Origin of the sequence: Nostoc sp. FACHB-152 (genome assembly GCF_014697475.1) — a bacterium.
GTDB lineage: Bacteria > Cyanobacteriota > Cyanobacteriia > Cyanobacteriales > Nostocaceae > Nostoc_B.
This window is the reverse complement of record NZ_JACJRV010000016.1, coordinates 48,115-66,254: the sequence shown is the minus strand read 5'-3', so window position 1 is coordinate 66,254 and position 18,140 is coordinate 48,115. Positions and strand designations below refer to the sequence as shown.

Sequence of the window (18,140 nt, the reverse complement as noted above, 5' to 3'; positions counted from 1 at the left end):
AATCTGCATTAGTTTTACTGGTGCAGCAATTTGTTTTTACCATCCAATCAAATGTTATAAATTTTACGTATTCAATATAATTACTGAGTAATGTCCATTATCACTCGTGTTCATAACAAAGGCTTACAAATTAATGCTTGGGTAGCTAAGTTATCAGCTACATTTAGACAATTTCCTTTCATCCGGATAAGCTGGCACTCAATTGGGCGTTTTCTCCCTGTCTTGTTTGCAGTCTCATTTACCGCAGTGGTGTTAGGCAATTTCACTCCTGCAACTGCTCAAATACCTCAGTCACCCCGTCAAGAAATTCGCGGGGTTTGGCTAACTAATAATGACTTCGACATTATGAAGCATCAAGCCAAAGTGCAGGAAACTATGGCTCAATTGCGTCAGTTGAACTTCAACACAGTCTATCCCCTCGTCTGGAATGATGGTTATACAAAATATCCCAGTGAGGTAGCGCAACAGCTAGGTATCCCCTTTTTCTTCAAGGGTGCAGAAGGACAAGATGTAATTGCTGATATTATTAGCCAAAGCCGTCGCCAAGGGTTACTGGCTATACCTTGGTTTGAATTTGGTTTCATGGTTCCCTTAACTTCAGAACTAGCATCGGCTCGTCCAAATTGGCTGACACAAAAGCAGGATGGAACTCAAACCTCAATTACAGCTGCGGGTGAAGTAGCTTGGTTTAATCCTTTCCACCCAGAAGTGCAAAAATTTATTACTGACCTTGTAGTAGAAGTTATTACTAAATACAACGCTGATGGGATTCAATTTGATGACCACATGAGTTTGCCTGTCGATTTTGGCTACGATAGTTACACCATTAAACTATATACAGAAGAAACCGGGAATCCACCTCCATCTAACCCCCAGGCTCAAGCATGGGTGCAATGGCGGGCAGATAAAATCACAGCTTTCATGCAACGACTTCATCAAGCTGTGAAACAGAGAAAGCCTAATGCTATTTTCTCCGTTTCTCCTAATTACTATGACTTTGCTTATAAATTTCAACTTCAAGACTGGCTTAACTGGATGCGCTTGGGTATTATAGACGAGCTTGTGATGCAAGTTTACCGCAATGATTTAGATGCTTTTATTAGTCAAATTACGCGCCCTGAAATTGTAGAGACACAACAATATATACCTACTGGCATAGGTATTATGGCCGGGTTACGAAATCGCCCAGTTTCCATCCAACAAATTCAATCTCAAGTCCAAGCAGCGCAAGCACGGGGTTTAGGTGCTGTATTTTTCTACTACGAAAGTCTTTGGGAAGAGGCACCAGAACCCGTGGAGGAGAGACAGGCTGGATTTTTAAAAGTCTTTGCCAACTCTGCTTTACGCGATACCTCGCAAATTACACGCCGCCAGCCTACTTTTGATACATTAACTGTTCCTTTGTATACAAAAGGTTCTGGTGGGCAAGCAGGTCGCGGCTATTATTTAGAGGTATCTTTGGGTGGCGATCGCCCAAGACGTATTCTACTAGATACAGGCTCCGCAGGTTTAAGAGTTACCAAAGAATTTTTAGGCAATGTACCCGTTCAAAAAACAGGTCAAATTATCAAAGAAGTATTAAGTGATGGGACTATCTTAGAGGGAGAGTTGGTTTATACCACCATGAGGATAGGTTTACTTGCTACTGAAGAACCTATTCCGGTGCAGGTTGTAACTAGCCGTAAATGTATCCCTCAAAAGCCTAATTGCTCTGCTAAAGGTGGGGCGGCTTTTTCGGGTATTATCGGTGTTAACTACTCTGAAAAGACACTACCTTATAACCTGTTGAGAAAACTACCAGGAAATTTAAGTAACGGGTTTATCGTCACAGGTAATGGTGGTAGTAACAATAACGGTAGCCTGACTTTGGGTTTAACAGAAAAGAATCGAGCAGGTTTTAAGATGGCTTCTCTGAAGCAACAACCTGCGATCGCTAGTATACCTGGCAATAGATGGGATTCTCGGCTGATTGGAGTTTGTTTAACTATCTCTGGTAGTGCCACGAAAAATAACTGTAATAGCAGAATGGTGACTGATACTACAGCCAGAAATGGTTTTGTTGAATTTAAATCGGCTTCTCTAGCAGGTAAACTTAAATCTGGAAGGTTGCGCCCGGAAAATACTGTGAAGGTAGGAATTCCAAACGTTTTAGACTACAGTTTAGTGCCGGGTAATCGTGATGGGTTTAATGCGTGGAATCTCAATATTTCTAAAGAAGCTGAATATCCTATTTTGGTGAATAGTGGGATTGGGTTTTTTGACAAATACGATGTCTTGTTTGATTCAGGTAATGGACAACAGGGTTTTCGTGTGCGGAATTAAACGCAAAGTATCGCAAAGGTTAACGCAGAGTTACGCTGAGTTTTTAAGTCCATTGTGTGGGGTTGAGGTGATAGTAATTTTGCAGTAATTCATAAAGGTCTTGATGTTGAGAGAATAGTTGCTGAGGTTTTTCAAAGAAGGTTTCAGTTGCTACTGCAAAAAATTCTGCGGGATTAGTTGCACCATAACTATCAATTAGGGTTATGGCATTTTGTTGAATATCCTGACAAAGTTGTTGATATTCGGCTGTCATGACTCTTGCCCATACAGGATAATCTGATTTTCGCTGTAAGATGGGGACTCCTTCGGCTTTCCCATCTTCTTGATCTAATTGGTGGGCAAATTCATGTAAAACAACGTTATGACCATCTTTCCAGTTTTGCGTATCTTGTTGCACCTGTTCCCACGATAATATTAGTTGGTCTTTCGTCCATGATTCGCCTAGTCTGATATCTCGTCTTTCTTCAACAACGTAATCACTAACAGCAATTGTCTGCTGTACAAAATAGGCACTGGGATAAATTAAAATTGAACGTAGTTTAGGAAAGTATTCTCCTCGTTCGTTGAGTAAGAGTAAACAGGCAACAGCTGCGATGGTGAGTTTCATTTCCTCTGTCACCTGCAAGCCTTGACAGCCAATAAATTGTTTTTCTCTTAAAAATACTTGAATATGTCCCTGAAGTCGCCTACGTTCATCAGGGGAAAGATGTAAGTAAATAGGCAGATTATTTTCAATAATTGCACTCCACAAGGGAGGAAAAGGACGCTTTTTAATTTTATTTCTGCGCTGTTTGGTAAGGATGGGACTGATGAGAATAGCGGTAACAATCAGCGTAAGAATAAGAAATATGATAATTGTTGCACCCATTGGTTTTTTATGACACTGGTCAGGGATGATTGCTAGTACGAGTTAGTATAGCGATCGCAGCTATCATTTTGTTAAAGATAGGGTACACAAGTACCGTAAAATTATCCTTTATCCGGCATCTGCTACCTTTTAACACCCATGCTTTGCGACTATCTGGTACAAATCCTGACTGCCCGTGTATACGATGTTGCCCAGGAATCACCACTGGAATATGCCCCAAATCTTTCTGCAAGACTGAATAATAAGTTGCTGCTGAAGCGGGAAGATATGCAGTCAGTATTTTCTTTTAAGCTGCGGGGTGCTTATAACAAAATGGTAAATTTACCGCCTGATTTGCTGGCGCAAGGTGTAATTGCAGCCTCGGCGGGTAATCATGCTCAAGGCGTAGCTTTATCAGCTAGCCGTCTGGGAACAAGAGCGATTATTGTTATGCCTGTCACTACACCCCAGGTGAAAGTGAATGCGGTCAAAGCCAGAGGTGGCGAAGTAGTTCTGCATGGTAATACCTATGATGATGCCTATGCTTATGCGCGGCAATTAGAAGCAGAAAAAGGCTTAACTTTTATTCATCCCTTTGATGACCCTGATGTGATAGCAGGACAGGGAACCATTGGGATGGAAATTTTGCGACAATACCAGCAGCCTATCCATGCGATTTTTGTCGCTATTGGTGGCGGTGGCTTGATTTCGGGAATTGGGGCGTATGTGAAACGGTTGCGTCCAGAAATTAAGATTATTGGGGTGGAACCTGTTGATGCGGATGCCATGCATCAATCTTTAAAAGCAGGGAAACGGGTACGCTTGTCGCAAGTGGGTTTGTTTGCTGATGGTGTAGCGGTTAGGGAAGTGGGTGAAGAAACCTTCCGTTTGTGCCAGGAATATGTGGATGACATTATTTTGGTGGATACCGATGCCACCTGCGCGGCGATTAAAGATGTATTTGAAGATACCCGTTCCATTTTAGAACCTGCGGGAGCATTGGCGATCGCAGCTGCTAAAGCCTATGTAGAGCGCGAACAAATTCAAGGGCAAACTTTAGTTGCCGTTGCCTGCGGAGCTAACATGAACTTTGACCGGCTGCGGTTTGTTGCAGAACGAGCAGAGTTAGGTGAACGACGGGAAGCTATCTTTGCAGTTGCGATACCTGAAGAACGCGGTAGTTTACGTAAGTTTTGTGAATGCATTGGTCAACGCAATTTGACTGAATTTAACTATCGCATCGCTGATGAACAAGAAGCCCATATTTTTGTCGGTGTGCAAATTCAAAACAGTGCCGACAGAGCCAAAATGGTAGAAACTTTTGAAGGTTGCGGCTTTAAAACTATCGATTTAACAGACGACGAACTCACCAAATTACATTTGCGACACATGGTTGGGGGACACTCCGCGTTAGCTCATAACGAATTACTCTACAGGTTTGAGTTTCCGGAACGGCCTGGCGCGTTGATGAAGTTTGTTTGTTCCATGAGTCCCAATTGGAATATTAGTATGTTCCATTACCGCAATAACGGTTCAGACTACGGGCGCATTGTAGTTGGTATGCAAGTACCTCCCCAGGAAATGCAGGAATGGCAAGCATTTCTTGATACTCTTGGCTATCAATTCTGGGATGAAAGTAATAACCCTGCTTATAAGCTATTTTTAGGGTAGCAATAAAACTAATATTTGATTTATGAAAAAAAATCAGTATATTTTTATCTGCTTTCTTTCCTCTTGCCTATTGCCTATTGCCTTTCTACACTCGCATTTTCAGTAATCAAACCAGATTCCTATATTTAAGACTTGACTTCAGCGAGTTTGGGTTCTCTCCGCCTGGGTACTTCATAGGTCATAAAATCGTAAGCCATATCTGTATGCGGAAAAATGGCGCGCGCTTCCTTAAGCAAGTCTTTCAATTCTATGGGGTTGCCTGGGGCATAACGAGGACTGAAATGAGTCATAATTAACCGACGTGAACCAGCAGCTAAGGCTGTTTGCGCTGCCATTGTAGTTGTAGAGTGTAATCGCTGAAAGGCCATGTCTGCGTCTTGATGAGCAAAGGTAGCTTCATGAATTAACACATCTGTGTCTTGGGCTAGTTCAACTGCGCCTTCAGTGTAAATGGTATCTGTACAATAAGCGATTTTGCGGCCAATTTCTGTCGGGCCACAAAGTTCAGTACCGTTAATTACTCGTCCATCAGTCAATGTTACTGTTTCACCGCGTTTGAGTTGTCCGTAAACCCGACCAGGAGGAATTTGCAGTGCTTTGGCTTTTTCGATATCAAAACGTCCGGCTCGGTCTTTTTCGGCAACCCGATAACCAAAAGCAGTTATTCGATGATGTAACTGACCACAGGTGACGGTAAACTCATCATCTTCGTAGATTACACCTGGACGGACGGCATGAACTTTGATGGGATAGGAAAAATGTGTATGTGAGTATCGTGATGCCGATTGAATATAATCATTTAATCCTGATGGGCCATAGATATCTACTCTGTCTACATTGCCAGCTAAACCACAACTAGCTAAAAGACCCATCAGACCAAAAATATGGTCGCCGTGCATATGAGTGATAAAAATTCGGGAAAGCTGGCTGATTTTTAGGTCACTTCGCAAAATTTGATGCTGAGTACCTTCACCACAATCAAATAACCAAAGTTCTGCCCTTTGGGGTAATCTCAGGGCAACACTAGATACATTACGCGATCGCGTGGGTACACCGGAACTTGTGCCTAAAAATGTAATCTGCACAGCGTTTTTCGTTTTCTTATTACTAATTTCGCTCTATTTTATATAGTGACATGGTTTCTCAACAAAAATTTGGTGATTTATCATTAGTCATTAGATAAGATTGTGAGCAAGCTACCAAAAATTTGCTATATACAAAATTACCGTAGTTTTTGAGAAAAACCACGGATATAAACCTTTTGAAAGTCATAGACCAACAAAATTTATTTAGTTTTTACGGAAAGATTTTGTAAAAGGCGATCGCGAATTCCAATTAATCTTTCTTGATCATTTACAGCAGAGCGTGGTGCTGGCAGGTCTGTATTAGGCCAGCCTGGTAAATTACTACAAGGACAGACTTCTGCGGGCATTCCTACGTTTTTCATCGGAATTGGCATATTACAACGGCTACAAGGCATCATTTCCCATGTAGGCGTAAGTAATTCGGCAATAGTTTCGTTAGTTCCTTCTAAATAACAGTCACCAGACTCTAACGAAATAATTCTTTGCCAACAGTCTTCAAATTCTTGGCTATATATATTACCTCTGTAAACAGGTTGAGGTAACAAGTGTGTTGCCCCATTACCTATTACTACTCTCTTACCTAACTGAAACCAGTAGGCAAGATATTTTTTTACATCTTTTTCGTTTGCCATACTAAGATTGTACATTCGGTATGAGGAGGCTGACTCTACTGATCTTATTAATTTTCTATTAAATATTTGCCCTTCAGAAGGTATACAAATAATTATCTAGTTGTCTTAATTTTTCTTAAAAAACAGTTTACAATTCATAATTTATTACTTTAGGTAGAGGTGTACCAAGAACGCTGAGATCTAAAACATAACCACCAGTCACAAGATAAACAGATTCAGAAACTGCACTTAATTGCCGCACTAAAGAACCCAAGCGATCGCGGAATTGTCTCCCAATTGGATAGGCTGGTACTACACCCCAACCTACTTCTTCGGCAACAAACACCATATCGGCGGCAACTAGTTGTACAGTATCGATCAACTCTGCGATCGTATTTTGCCAGCTAACTTCATCTTGCTCTAAAAGATTGCTTACCCAAGTGCCTAAAGAATCAACTAACAAGCAAGTATTTGGTTTGGCATCAGCCAAAGTAGTAGATAAATCTATCGGTACTGCTAAAGTTTCCCAATCTTGAGGACGGCGTTGTTGGTGGGCTTGAATGCGTGTTTGCCATTCTATATCGTCAGGGGTTTCCCTTGCCGTTGCCACATAAACAACTTTTTTGCCTGACTGCGTTGCTAAATGTTCTGCCCATTCACTTTTTCCCGATCTAGCAGGCCCCGTAATTAAAATAATCCCCACAGATGATTCCTAATAGCTTTACAGATAAGTAAGTCGGTGAGAAAAAACCTAACTATGTTACGAAAGATTAATTAAGCTAAAAGCCTCTTCTCTTCTGCCTTCTGCCTCTTGCCTCCTGCCTTATCCTGACGATAAATATTCACGACGACCTACTTATATCAAACTTAAATGAGATTCAAACAAATTATTACCTATTGCCTATTGCCTATTACCTATTGCCTGCTCCCACTTTGAGTTTGTTTGTCGCAAATATCTTTTAAGAGATAAAATTAGCACCAGCAATAATTTGTGCCAAAATTAGCAAAAGCTAAAACTCCCAACAAACGATTGTTAACAGTTAAACACCACATATAGCAGCAAACTTACAGGGTATCTTTATGAAAACAGGTCTAAAACGCATTGAGGCTACTTTACATGATCTAGGAAATCGTGACAATGCAACTGTCGAAACTGGTGATTCTCCAAAGCGTCCGGTATCTTTTAGAATTAGCGTTTCTGCTAAAGAAGCAACCACAGGTACAGTTATATCTGACGATCTAGAGAGCAGCCAACCAAAAACAACAGACAAAATAGACTCTCAAAAAGACAGTACTTTTGAACAGAATTTATTTTCTTCGCATCATTCTGTAGAAACATTTCCTGCACAAGAGAATGGTGATAAAACACCTAGCCTACCCAAGTTTAAAACTCCTAGCTTTAGCAACCATCGCCACGGTGCTAATCCAGCTTTAGCCATGAATTTGTTGCAAGAAATTCAAATTCACGTAGCTGGTTGGCAACAAGAACTCCAAACTATTCTGCAACAAATCCAAGACATTTACTTAGATGGGCCAATAGTTAATGGTTGGTTAGAATCCAATCCTAAAGAACCAGAACAGCCTGGAACTGTCACACTGCGCCATGCAGAGGTTGACCAACTGATGAACTATGTAGAAGAAATTTGCACAACTGGGGGAAAGGACGCTTATCAATTTTCCCGGACAGGATATCGTCTTTGTGGTTTAGATGAATCAGGTAAAGTTTGGTCACGGCCATGTCCACCGGAGCAAGTAGCTACGGTAAGTATGGCTATAGCCCGTCATCAAAAATTACGTCAGTTGTTAGGACGCAAACAAGATTTAGAAACTCGCCTGAGTCAGCTAGCAGAAACTTTAGTAGTATTACACAGCCATATTCAACAAGCGTGAAGTTTTAAAAACTAATTCCGAAGAAACGCGGTTGGTGGGTCTGGATTTTGTGTTATAGATTAGCACTGAGCAGGCGACTGCTGGATTGAAGACTGAATCTAAAATCCAGAGGTGACAACTTACAACTAATCCTATGCCAGACATCCAAATCTCTGCTATTATCTGCACCCACAATCGAGACACCTATTTAGGTGCTGCGATTGATAGCCTGTTGGCGCAGGATTTTGCGGCTGACTTTGAGGTGATAGTGGTAGATAACAACTCAAGCGATCGCACTCGTGAAGTTGTAGAACAGAGAGCCTGCAATCCCCGGTTAAAGTATATCTTTGAACCCACCACCGGCTTATCGGTTGCCCGTAACACTGGTGCTAGAGTTGCTAGTGCAGAAATTCTCGCATATTTAGATGATGATGCCGTCGCAAGCGATCGCTGGTTGCAAATATTGTACTCTGCCTATGCTAGTAACCCAAAACTAGCGATCGCTGGTGGCAAAGTTACGCTTTTATGGCCGCCAACTATCCAACAACCAAAATGGCTATCTTCTGGATTAGCAGGCAACTTAGGAGCCTACGATCTAGGAGATAAAATAGTTTATATCCAGCAGCCAGGTTTAACCCCCAGAGGCTTGAATTATTCTATCCGTCGGAGTTTTTTGACAGAAATAGGTGGTTTTGATCCCCATCTCGGTCGAGTCGGAAAAAACTTGTTATCTAATGAAGAACTGCAAATGACAGAATTTGCGCTTCAACGTGGTTGGCAAGTCGCCTATCTTCCAGAGGCATTAGTTGCTCATAACGTTGCACCCGAACGTCTCAATCGCTCTTGGTTTTTGAATCGTGGTTGGTGGCAAGGTATTAGTGAGTGCTATCGAGAACAACTTGCAGGTAAAACAGGTATCGGTCAGTTACAACGCGGTAGCGAGCGATTAATTCGGGGTTTATATAAAACATTACAGTATTTTTCTGACCCAGCAGAACGCTTCGACAAACTCGTGTATGCATATTGTCAGATAGCTTATTTAAATGCTGCAATTCAGGGTTTATTGTCTACCTCCAATAAAAAATAACCAATAACAACATATATGTCAGCTAAAATTCCAGTCTCTGTACTTATTCCGGCAAAAAACGAAGAAGCCAATTTACCTGCTTGTCTTGCGAGTCTTCAAAGAGCAGATGAAATATTTATTGTAGATTCGCAAAGTACAGATAAAAGCATCGAAATTGGTCAAAATTACGGTGCAAATGTTGTCCAGTTTCAATTTAATGGACGCTGGCCAAAAAAGAAAAATTGGTCTTTAGATAATTTGCCTTTTCGTAATGAATGGGTACTAATTGTAGATTGTGATGAACGCATAACTCCTGAATTATGGGACGAAATTGCTCAAGCGATTGAAAGCAATGAATTTAACGGTTACTATCTCAATCGTCGGGTATTTTTCTTAGGTAAATGGATTCGCCACGGTGGTAAATATCCCGATTGGAATTTACGTTTGTTTAAACATAAAATCGGTCGTTACGAAAATCTGAATACCGAAGATATAGCCAATACAGGCGATAACGAAGTACACGAACACGTTATTTTGCAAGGTAAGGTGGGCTATCTAAAAAATGATATGCTCCATGAGGATTTCCGTGACTTGTTCCACTGGTTAGAAAGACACAATCGCTATTCTAATTGGGAAGCCCGTGTTTATTACAATATTCTGACTGGTCAAGATGAAAAAGGCACAATTGGCGCAAACTTATTTGGTGATGCAGTCCAACGCAAACGCTTTTTGAAAAGAGTGTGGGTACACTTGCCATTTAAACCATTCTTACGCTTTATTTTGTTCTATATTATTCAGCGCGGTTTCTTGGATGGCAAAGCAGGATATATTTATGGACGCTTATTAAGTCAATATGAATATCAAATTGGCGTAAAACTTTATGAGTTACGCAACTGTGGCGGTAAATTAAATACTGCAAATACAGCTAAATCTGCACCACCATCTCTAACCCAAGAAATCGGACAAACGGCAATTTAAACAATTGACGATTGGGTAGTAAACATTGGGGACTGGGAAAAGAATACTACCCAGTCCTTATTATTTATTGACAAATGACAAATGATAAATGATAAATCTTTCATAGACTTACGCAAGTATGACCAATCTTGGTTTGACCGAGGTCGTCCCGGCTGGTATATTTTGCTATGGTGGTTTGTACAGGCGATCGCTTTTCCTTTAACTCCACATCCTTTCAATAATCTACGTTGTGCTTTACTGCGACTGTTTGGTGCGCGTATTGGTAAAGGTGTATTAATTCGCCCAACTGTTCGCTTTACTTACCCTTGGAAAGTTAGCATTGGTGACTATAGTTGGATTGGTGATGACGTAGTTATATACAGCTTGGATGAGATTTGCATTGGTGAACATTGCATCATCTCTCAAAAAAGTTATTTATGCACTGGTAGTCATGACATCCATGACCCTGCGTTTGGCTTAAAAACAGCGAAAATTACTATTGGGAATGGCGTTTGGGTAGCAGCTGATTGCTTTGTTGGCCCAGGCGTTGAAATTGGCGCGAATGCTGTGATTGGCGCGCGTAGTAGTGTGTTTACTAATATGCCATCTAGTCAAGTATGTTGGGGAAGCCCTTGTCGTTCCCAATATCCGCGATTAAGGGAACAGGTGATAGGGGACAGGTGACAGGTGATAGATACCATTTCACGAAATAAATGATACAAATAATTTCTCCTCTGCCCCTCTGCTCCCATGCCCCCCTGCGGCCTATTTGTATCAAACTTAAAGTGAAACGGTATGACAGGTGACAGAGTTAAAAGTCGTTGAGTAAACAGTATTTCGGTTAGTACGGAAAATCGAACCTGCTTTTGAGAGCTAATGCTGTTGAGTTTTCTTGTGAAGAGTGATCAGAATTACTAGTAAAAATAATTACAGCATATATTTAAAAAATAGGAAAATACCAGTTGATTTACTCTGGTATTTTTTGCGTAATAGAACTGAAATTAAACTAAATATCTATTGCCTGTCAAAGGTTTTGCCGCTTAATTTGGAGCAAGTATGACAAATTTTTTTATTCCAGGTTACAAAAGTAAAAATACTAAGATATTTGCATTTTTAGCTACGTTAGGTGCGGGCGCGATCGCTTTCAGCAGGGTCACGATACCGCCAATAGTTAACAGTCAAGAAATCGCACAACCCAAGCAAGATGTAGTCGCTCCAGCAATACAAGCAGTCACAGCTTTAGGGCGTGTAGAACCCAAAGGAAAAGTGACTCAAGTCTTTCCACCTTCTGCAACAGAATCGGCTCGTATTCAACAGCTACGGGTGAAGCAAGGCGACTGGGTGGAAAAAGGGCAAGTGCTTGCAGTGTTGGATAATTATGCCCGTCGTTTAGCTGCTGTGAAAGCGGCCGAAGAAGAAGTGCGGGTAGCCCAAGCTAAGTTAATGCAAGTACAAGCGGGAGCAAAAAAGGGTGATTTACAAGCTCAACAAGCAGAAATCGCGCGATTAGAAGCAGAACTGCACAACTCTCAAGCCGAGGAATTACGATATCGCACTTTGTCCAAAGAAGGGGCGGTTTCAGCTTCGCAGTACGATAGCAAACGCCTGCAAATGGAATCTGCACAAAGATATGTAAATCAAGCCCGTGCTGCGTTGAATAGTTTGGCGGAAGTACGTCCAGTTGATGTGCAGTTGTACCAAGCAGAGGTAAGACAGGCTAAGGCTAGGGTATTACAAGCTATGGCAGATTTGGATTTAAGTATAGTGCGATCGCCACAAAGTGGACAAATTTTGAAAGTGCAAACTTTTCCTGGCGAACTAGTAGGAAATAAAGGCATTGTTAGTTTAGGTGATACAACCCAAATGGTAGTCATAGCTGAAGTTTACGAAACAGATATCCGCAAAGTACAGCCAGGACAAACAGCAAAAATTACCAGCCCCAGTCTCACCAAACCACTCTCTGGAACAGTCTCGCAAGTAGGGTTAGAAATTGGTAATCGGAATGTATTAGATACAGATTCCACCACAAATGTAGATGCGCGTGTAGTAGAAGTAAAAATTAACTTGAATCAGGAAAGTAGTCATGTTGTTGCGGGACTAACTAATCTTAAAGTTGATGTATCTATAGGACTTGAACACTAAAATTTCTGCTTACAAGATGAGTATATTAACCTGAGTTCGGTTTAAAGATAAGCGGTTATCTAGTTATTTATTTTTCTATAGGTGCAGTACATAAATCCTTATAGCAACGACAAGAGTTTTCTGGATGGCGTTGCATTAAGCCTTCCCAGTCCCGATTAACCCGGCGATTTTTAGCTACCACTAACCAAGTGCTTTCTGTTTCAGATAATGCAGGAGCCGTCAGTTTAACTTCTGGCGGCTCCACATTCTCTACTATTGCATCTTCTTGTTGGTTGTCTGACATACACGCTTTACACAGCACCGTGAGTAGATGGTTTGGTTAAAGGCACTTCATCAGTTTCGGCACTAAAAGCTGCCGCCAGTTCAGGGCTAGAGATCGCAATGGCACTTTCATGCCATTCATGGATTATTGCATCAATCAAATCCCATGCATTGTCAGAGACATCAGTTAAACGAAAAGCTTCAGTAACCTCTTTAATCAAATCTTGAATATCATCCGCTTCAAACACTCTCAGCCATCCATAAGGATGCTCAGAACCGATTTCTTTTCCTAACCGCAAACTGAAAGCGACGGATAACATTTCAATAACAGCTTTACTTTGTGTTATTCCCTTAACAAGGTAAGCTGCATCTTCACGACGCATCAGTGCAAAGGATTGATCATTGCGAGTAATTGTTACTGGGCGTTCACAGGCTTTGTCTAGAATTCGCCCAGGTTGACGATTTAACTCAGTGGCTGTAATTAGTTCATCTGAGTAAGCATTGCTAAAAATTGTAAGAGACATGATCTGTACGTTTTCTGGAAACGCCGATTTAATAAATTTAATGAGATGAGTTAGGTGTATACGTATTATTGTACGTAATGCCTTTTAATTGTCAATAGGTATTCAAACTTTGATTGCTGTAAGTCTTGTCAAAAAAGCATTACAGATTTTTAGCTCCCATAAAATTTAATGAGTATATCACTAGTTTTTTTCACTTGAGTTTGAGTTAAGCTGTTTGAGATAAAAGCCTGTCCATCTGAAGGCTGGGTTTCTTATGTTGAGTTTTTAGCTCATGATTCAACGTTATTTAATTGAACTACGAAAAATTCCTATTGCTTTGTTGCAGTTGAGATATCAACGCAATCAAACTATTGCGGGAGTTATTGGTATTATTTGCATTACATTTCTGCTATTTATGCAGGTAGGGCTGAGAAATGCATTTTTAGAAGGGGCGTTACAATTACCGTTAAACTTTGATGCAGATATTGTTGTAATTAGCTCTCTTTCTTCGACTGCATTGCAACCAGTAACTTTTTCTTCAAGACCTTTATATCAAACACTAGCACTCAAGCAAGTTAAATCTGTTGCGCCACTTTACATTACTTCAACTCAATGGTACGACAAAAACAACTCTGTTTATCGCATTAGAGTTAACGTTATGGGCATTTCTTTAAATGTGCCAACACTTAGTTTGCCAGGAGTAGAGGCAAACCTGCAAAAACTCAATAAGCAAAAATTTGCTTTATTTGACAAAAATGCGAGAAATGAATTTTCTTCTATTATTGCCAACGTTAAGGCAAAAGGAGAGTCTTCAGCAGAGATTCAAGTAGGAAATAGTAGCTCATTGAGAGAACTTAGGGTTGTCGGACTTTTTGAATTAGGTGTTAATAATGCTTATGATGCTAGTTTTATTACCAGTTCAACAACTTTTAGTGAATTATTTGGACGTGACGAGACAAAAATAGATGTTGGCTTGATTAAATTAAAGCCAGAGTTTAAATCTGACGCAAATATAGAACAAACTGTTAAACAATTAAGGAGTTATTTACCTACAACTATTAAAATATTCTCGAAAACCGAATTAATCCAACGAGAAAAAATATTTCATGAAAATAATTCACCGATGGGTTTTATCTTTCGGTTTATTTTAATTATGGCTGTTGTGATTAGCATTTTTATTTTATATCAAATTTTGTATGTAAAAGTAACACACAATCTTGGTAATTATGCAACTCTAAAAGCTTTAGGCTTTAGCCAAAAATCTTTGGTTAGTGTAGTTATACAAGAAGCAATTATTTTAGTAATTGCTGGATATATCCCAGGTATAATCCTATCTTACCTCGCTTATGATTATCTACTTAATGTAACCAAGATATTTATTCAAATGTCTGTAGGTGTAGCGTTATTTGTTCTATCATTAGTAAGTCTAATTTGCCTAATATCGGCAGGGCTTTCTTTATTTAAGGTTAAAGATGCAGACCCAGTAGAAATTTTTAAATAGATTAATTAATAACTTTTAGACAATTTATGAATCCGGTTATTTGCATTAAAGAACTTAATCATTATTATCAAGAAGGTGGCAGAAAAAAACAAATTTTATTTGGAGTCAATCTAGAGATTCATACCAAAGAAGTTGTAATTTTAACTGGAGCTTCTGGTTCAGGAAAGACGACACTTTTAACTTTAATTGGCTGTCTGCGTTCTGTGCAAGAGGGTAGCCTGAAAGTATTAGATTATGAATTAAATGGTGCTAGCGAAATCGAGAGAATGAAGCTAAGGCAACGCATTGGTTATGTTTTTCAGCATTTCAATTTGCTGGATTTTATGACTGTGCTTCAGAATGTGATGCTGTCTCTAGAACTACAGAAAGATTTCACACCAGGGGATGCAAAACGCAAAAGTACGGAAATATTGCAAGCAGTAGGTATGGGAAAGCACTTAAATGCTTATCCTAGGGATCTTTCTGGTGGGCAAAAACAAAGAGTAGCGATCGCCCGCGCTCTTGTCCACCGCCCGCCTTTAATTTTGGCAGATGAACCTACATCAGCTTTAGATAGACAAACGGGGCGAGAAGTCGTAGAACTAATGACCGCACTAGCAAAAGAACAAGGAAGTGCTGTTTTAATCGTCACGCATGACAGCCGGATTTTTGATATTACCAATCGCATTGTTCGTATGGAAGATGGTCAACTAGATTTAGACTATCAAGGTCGGCTATCTGTTGCCCTACCAACCTTATCGGATAACCAATTGACTGAGGTAATTCCCCAAATAAAAATGTTGACTTTCCAACCCGGTGAAATTGTGTTCCGCCAAGGTGATGTAGCTGATAAATTCTATATTGTAATGGAAGGTGAAGTAGAAATAATTTTAGAAGATCCAGACTCAGAACCAAAATTATTAAAAACATTGGGGGCAAATAGCCATTTTGGTGAAGTAGGGTTACTTCACCAAGCTAAAAGAACAGCAACAGTAAGGGCAGCAAATGGCACAACAATAAAAGTTATAGCTTTTGACCGTACAGCTTTTCAGAACATGATGCTCAATTCTGAAATGACTTCTGCACTTTTAAATTATGAAGCCATGAAAATTGAGCAAAGGGAAGCAAAAAATCGTCCTAATGTGTATCAACAACTTCCCCTTGCCAACCAAGAATTACAAATCCTTGAGGATTACTGTAGACAAACCTCAAGGACTAAAATCGATGTGTTGAGTGAGTTAGTTAATCAGCTATCAAATCAACTCAAAGATAATGAATAATAGCTGTTGTTTAACTATTAAAAAATTTCTTTCTAGAAGTTGTCTGCCAGAGCATTTTCGGTAGCCAAAAAAGGTAGTCATATACTTGTTTTACTTGGCTATACCGCATTAATAACTGAGCTTCACTGAGGAAGGTATATGGTTGAACTGCTTTCAACGTTGCTCCCAATTTATCTTTTTTTGCAGTTTGATTTGCGCCACTAACAGCATAATTTTGTAAATGTGGAGGTAAACGCCAATCAATTGTTGTATCTGGCTGATGCATCACAGGCTCAACATTTCCTCGCCATGCAACTCCCATAATTTGCATAGTTTGATAAACCATTGTGTGCCAACCTTTGGCTTTTAAATAATCCAATCCTTGTCCGACATCGGGAGAAGACAAATCATGAAATAAAATTAACGCATCTGCTTGGGCTAGTTGTTCGCAAATTATTGCATCATTAAGTGGTGCTGGTGCTTCATGATGACCATCTATAAATATCAATGACCATTTTCGGTTAAATTTATTGGCTACCTCTTCTACTGTTTGTGGGCTATATCCTGGTATTAAATTCACAGAATCTTTCACACCTGCCCGCTTCAGTGAATCTGTGACACTTTCATTAAATAATGGTTCAGATAACATCGGATCAATGACATCTAGCTCTACTCCTCCTAAAGCTAGATGACAAGCTGACCAACCCATCCAACACCCTATTTCTAAAGCTTTTTTACCTTGAAATTTTAAGGCAGTGTTGTAAAGAATATGGGCTTCATCGCGGCTAACAAACCCAACATCAGAGCGTCGCTGATCTACATACCAGTTATGCGGAATATCTCTTCGCAGATAAAGCCAAAAAGTATCATACTTATTTCCTAAAATCATATTAGGAAAACATGAATCAGGCTTAATAGTAGACAATCCTGGCGAAATGTAATCTCCTTTGGGAAATAAGTTAGGTGCGATTTCTTTGATTTTTATTTCGCTCATGTAACACTCTGCTTTGATATTTGAACTGGCTATTGAGATTCAAAAAATTCTCAAGCCCAAATTGAAAATATCAAAGATTAAAAATTAAAAGGTCAATTCTTAAGGATTTTGTCTTTTTTTGTAATTTTTGTATAGGTTAAGCTGTGAACAAAAAGATCCCAGACTTCTCTAAAAAGTCTGGGATCTGAGTAAGTGTGATTTTCATAATGAAAATAGGAAGAAAACCTTCCTTTGACTCCTTATTATTTACACCGCCAAGAGAAGTTGGCGCATCCTTACTGAAATTTTCAAGGCTTCACCGACAAAATTGGTTCTTTTGCCACATTACTCAAGCGGATGCTGGCTAATAAATCTTGCCACTGTGTTTCTAGGGTTGGGTCTTTGGGGCTTTGCTGCCGCATTTGCGCTAGTGTTGTTATGGCTTCGTGCCAAATACCATGTTCGGCATAGATGGCAAACTGTTGTTGCAATGTTGCTTTTTGTAGTTGTTGAGCGATCGCAGGATCAAGATTAACTCGTTTTACTACGCCTTCAACATATACAGGCGGAGATTTTTTATCTTTGTCACAATAGACATTAAAAAACCAACGGTATTGTTGCTCTACAGCTAGTGAAGCAGTATCAGCAGGTAGAGAGATGTTAATGATACCTGGTTGCTTAGGGAGAGCGATCGCTTTTTGATAAATTGGGTTTGCGTTCTCATCTTCTAGCACAAACTCAACCGGATAAGGAAAATCTTGGGAGTACGGCACATAAAACCAAAATGTTGGGTGTGCTGCTGTCGTTAACCCCCAGACATTAGTCACAGTGGGGCGTTCTTGATTAAAGGGTACTAAGGCCGTCAATTCAGTTTGGACTTGCGGACAGGAACCACGTTTGGCACCACCCACTATCCGACCGCCAGGAGCAGGTTCTTTAGGGGGTAAAGGTGGGTTAAAGCTGACTTTTTGGCGCGACTTTTTCGGGGTTGGTACTGGTGTTGCTATTGCCATCTGGCTAGCCAAGAAAACTGTGAAGCCCAACGCTAATCTTAAATACAGTTTCATTAGTTGTAAACTCCAGTATGTCTAAGA

The 18,140-nt window shown here is 40.1% G+C and carries 17 protein-coding genes; 9 read left to right on the top strand and 8 right to left on the bottom strand.

Features of this window, described 5'->3' with window-relative positions; translation table 11 throughout:
- The first annotated feature begins 90 nt into the window (after positions 1-90).
- Positions 91-2,322, top strand: coding sequence for a glycoside hydrolase family 10 protein (locus tag H6G76_RS14895; protein ID WP_190701732.1), 2,232 nt, complete (start codon positions 91-93; stop codon positions 2,320-2,322).
- 43 nt (positions 2,323-2,365) lie between these two features.
- On the opposite strand, the gene H6G76_RS14890 is transcribed toward H6G76_RS14895, so the two are convergent.
- On the bottom strand, positions 2,366-3,190 hold the full coding sequence (locus tag H6G76_RS14890) for a M90 family metallopeptidase (RefSeq protein ID WP_190701730.1): 825 nt from the start codon (positions 3,188-3,190) through the stop codon (positions 2,366-2,368).
- Between the two features lie 138 nt (positions 3,191-3,328).
- Here H6G76_RS14890 and ilvA point away from each other — a divergent pair, with 138 nt between their 5' ends.
- Positions 3,329-4,840: a threonine ammonia-lyase, biosynthetic gene (ilvA, locus tag H6G76_RS14885; RefSeq protein ID WP_190701728.1), complete on the top strand. Its 1,512-nt coding sequence runs from the start codon at positions 3,329-3,331 to the stop codon at positions 4,838-4,840.
- A 125-nt stretch (positions 4,841-4,965) separates the two neighbouring features.
- Here the strand turns inward: ilvA and H6G76_RS14880 are convergent, their stop codons facing one another.
- The 3 genes from H6G76_RS14880 to cobU form a co-directional block, all read right to left on the bottom strand.
- Positions 4,966-5,925, bottom strand: coding sequence for a ribonuclease Z (locus H6G76_RS14880; RefSeq protein WP_190701722.1), 960 nt, complete (start codon positions 5,923-5,925; stop codon positions 4,966-4,968).
- 200 nt (positions 5,926-6,125) lie between these two features.
- A complete protein-coding gene (locus tag H6G76_RS14875) occupies positions 6,126-6,557 on the bottom strand; it encodes a hypothetical protein (RefSeq protein ID WP_190701719.1) in 432 nt (143 codons plus the stop codon).
- Positions 6,558-6,684: 127 nt separating this feature from the next.
- Entirely contained in the window at positions 6,685-7,233 is a 549-nt protein-coding gene (gene cobU / locus H6G76_RS14870) for a bifunctional adenosylcobinamide kinase/adenosylcobinamide-phosphate guanylyltransferase (RefSeq protein ID WP_397333739.1), read from the bottom strand.
- Positions 7,234-7,616: 383 nt separating this feature from the next.
- Between cobU and H6G76_RS14865 the strand changes: the two genes are divergently transcribed.
- The 5 genes from H6G76_RS14865 to H6G76_RS14845 all read left to right on the top strand — a co-directional run bounded on the left by H6G76_RS14865 (position 7,617) and on the right by H6G76_RS14845 (position 12,570).
- Complete coding sequence (locus H6G76_RS14865; protein ID WP_190701713.1) at positions 7,617-8,426, top strand: hypothetical protein; 810 nt, start codon at positions 7,617-7,619, stop codon at positions 8,424-8,426.
- Positions 8,427-8,559: 133 nt separating this feature from the next.
- Entirely contained in the window at positions 8,560-9,492 is a 933-nt protein-coding gene (locus H6G76_RS14860; RefSeq protein ID WP_190701710.1) for a glycosyltransferase family 2 protein, read from the top strand.
- Between the two features lie 15 nt (positions 9,493-9,507).
- On the top strand, positions 9,508-10,449 hold the full coding sequence (locus tag H6G76_RS14855) for a glycosyltransferase family 2 protein (RefSeq protein ID WP_190701707.1): 942 nt from the start codon (positions 9,508-9,510) through the stop codon (positions 10,447-10,449).
- Between the two features lie 81 nt (positions 10,450-10,530).
- Positions 10,531-11,112, top strand: a complete 582-nt coding sequence (gene hpsU / locus H6G76_RS14850; protein WP_190701705.1) for a hormogonium polysaccharide biosynthesis acetyltransferase HpsU — start codon at positions 10,531-10,533, stop codon at positions 11,110-11,112.
- 372 nt (positions 11,113-11,484) lie between these two features.
- Positions 11,485-12,570, top strand: a complete 1,086-nt coding sequence (locus tag H6G76_RS14845) for an ABC exporter membrane fusion protein (protein WP_190701702.1) — start codon at positions 11,485-11,487, stop codon at positions 12,568-12,570.
- A 67-nt stretch (positions 12,571-12,637) separates the two neighbouring features.
- On the opposite strand, the gene H6G76_RS14840 is transcribed toward H6G76_RS14845, so the two are convergent.
- Both H6G76_RS14840 and H6G76_RS14835 read right to left on the bottom strand, forming a co-directional pair.
- Positions 12,638-12,853 carry a hypothetical protein gene (locus H6G76_RS14840; protein ID WP_242056400.1) on the bottom strand — a complete coding sequence of 72 codons (216 nt, stop codon included), beginning with the start codon at positions 12,851-12,853 and terminating at the stop codon, positions 12,638-12,640.
- Positions 12,854-12,860: 7 nt separating this feature from the next.
- Entirely contained in the window at positions 12,861-13,355 is a 495-nt protein-coding gene (locus H6G76_RS14835) for a hypothetical protein (protein WP_190701700.1), read from the bottom strand.
- Positions 13,356-13,626: 271 nt separating this feature from the next.
- Here H6G76_RS14835 and H6G76_RS14830 point away from each other — a divergent pair, with 271 nt between their 5' ends.
- Positions 13,627-14,835 (top strand): FtsX-like permease family protein, encoded by a 1,209-nt coding sequence (locus tag H6G76_RS14830; protein ID WP_190701697.1) that lies wholly within the window; start codon positions 13,627-13,629, stop codon positions 14,833-14,835.
- 26 nt (positions 14,836-14,861) lie between these two features.
- Positions 14,862-16,094: an ATP-binding cassette domain-containing protein gene (locus tag H6G76_RS38040; RefSeq protein WP_190701694.1), complete on the top strand. Its 1,233-nt coding sequence runs from the start codon at positions 14,862-14,864 to the stop codon at positions 16,092-16,094.
- Between the two features lie 10 nt (positions 16,095-16,104).
- Here H6G76_RS38040 and H6G76_RS14820 read toward each other — a convergent pair whose 3' ends face one another.
- Together H6G76_RS14820 and H6G76_RS14815 are read right to left on the bottom strand one after the other, a co-directional pair.
- The gene (locus H6G76_RS14820) at positions 16,105-17,067 is read right to left on the bottom strand and encodes a class I SAM-dependent methyltransferase (protein ID WP_190701691.1); all 963 of its coding nucleotides are present in this window, start codon (positions 17,065-17,067) and stop codon (positions 16,105-16,107) included.
- A 287-nt stretch (positions 17,068-17,354) separates the two neighbouring features.
- Positions 17,355-18,113, bottom strand: a complete 759-nt coding sequence (locus H6G76_RS14815) for a DUF928 domain-containing protein (RefSeq protein ID WP_190701689.1) — start codon at positions 18,111-18,113, stop codon at positions 17,355-17,357.
- Between the last annotated feature and the right edge of the window lie 27 nt (positions 18,114-18,140).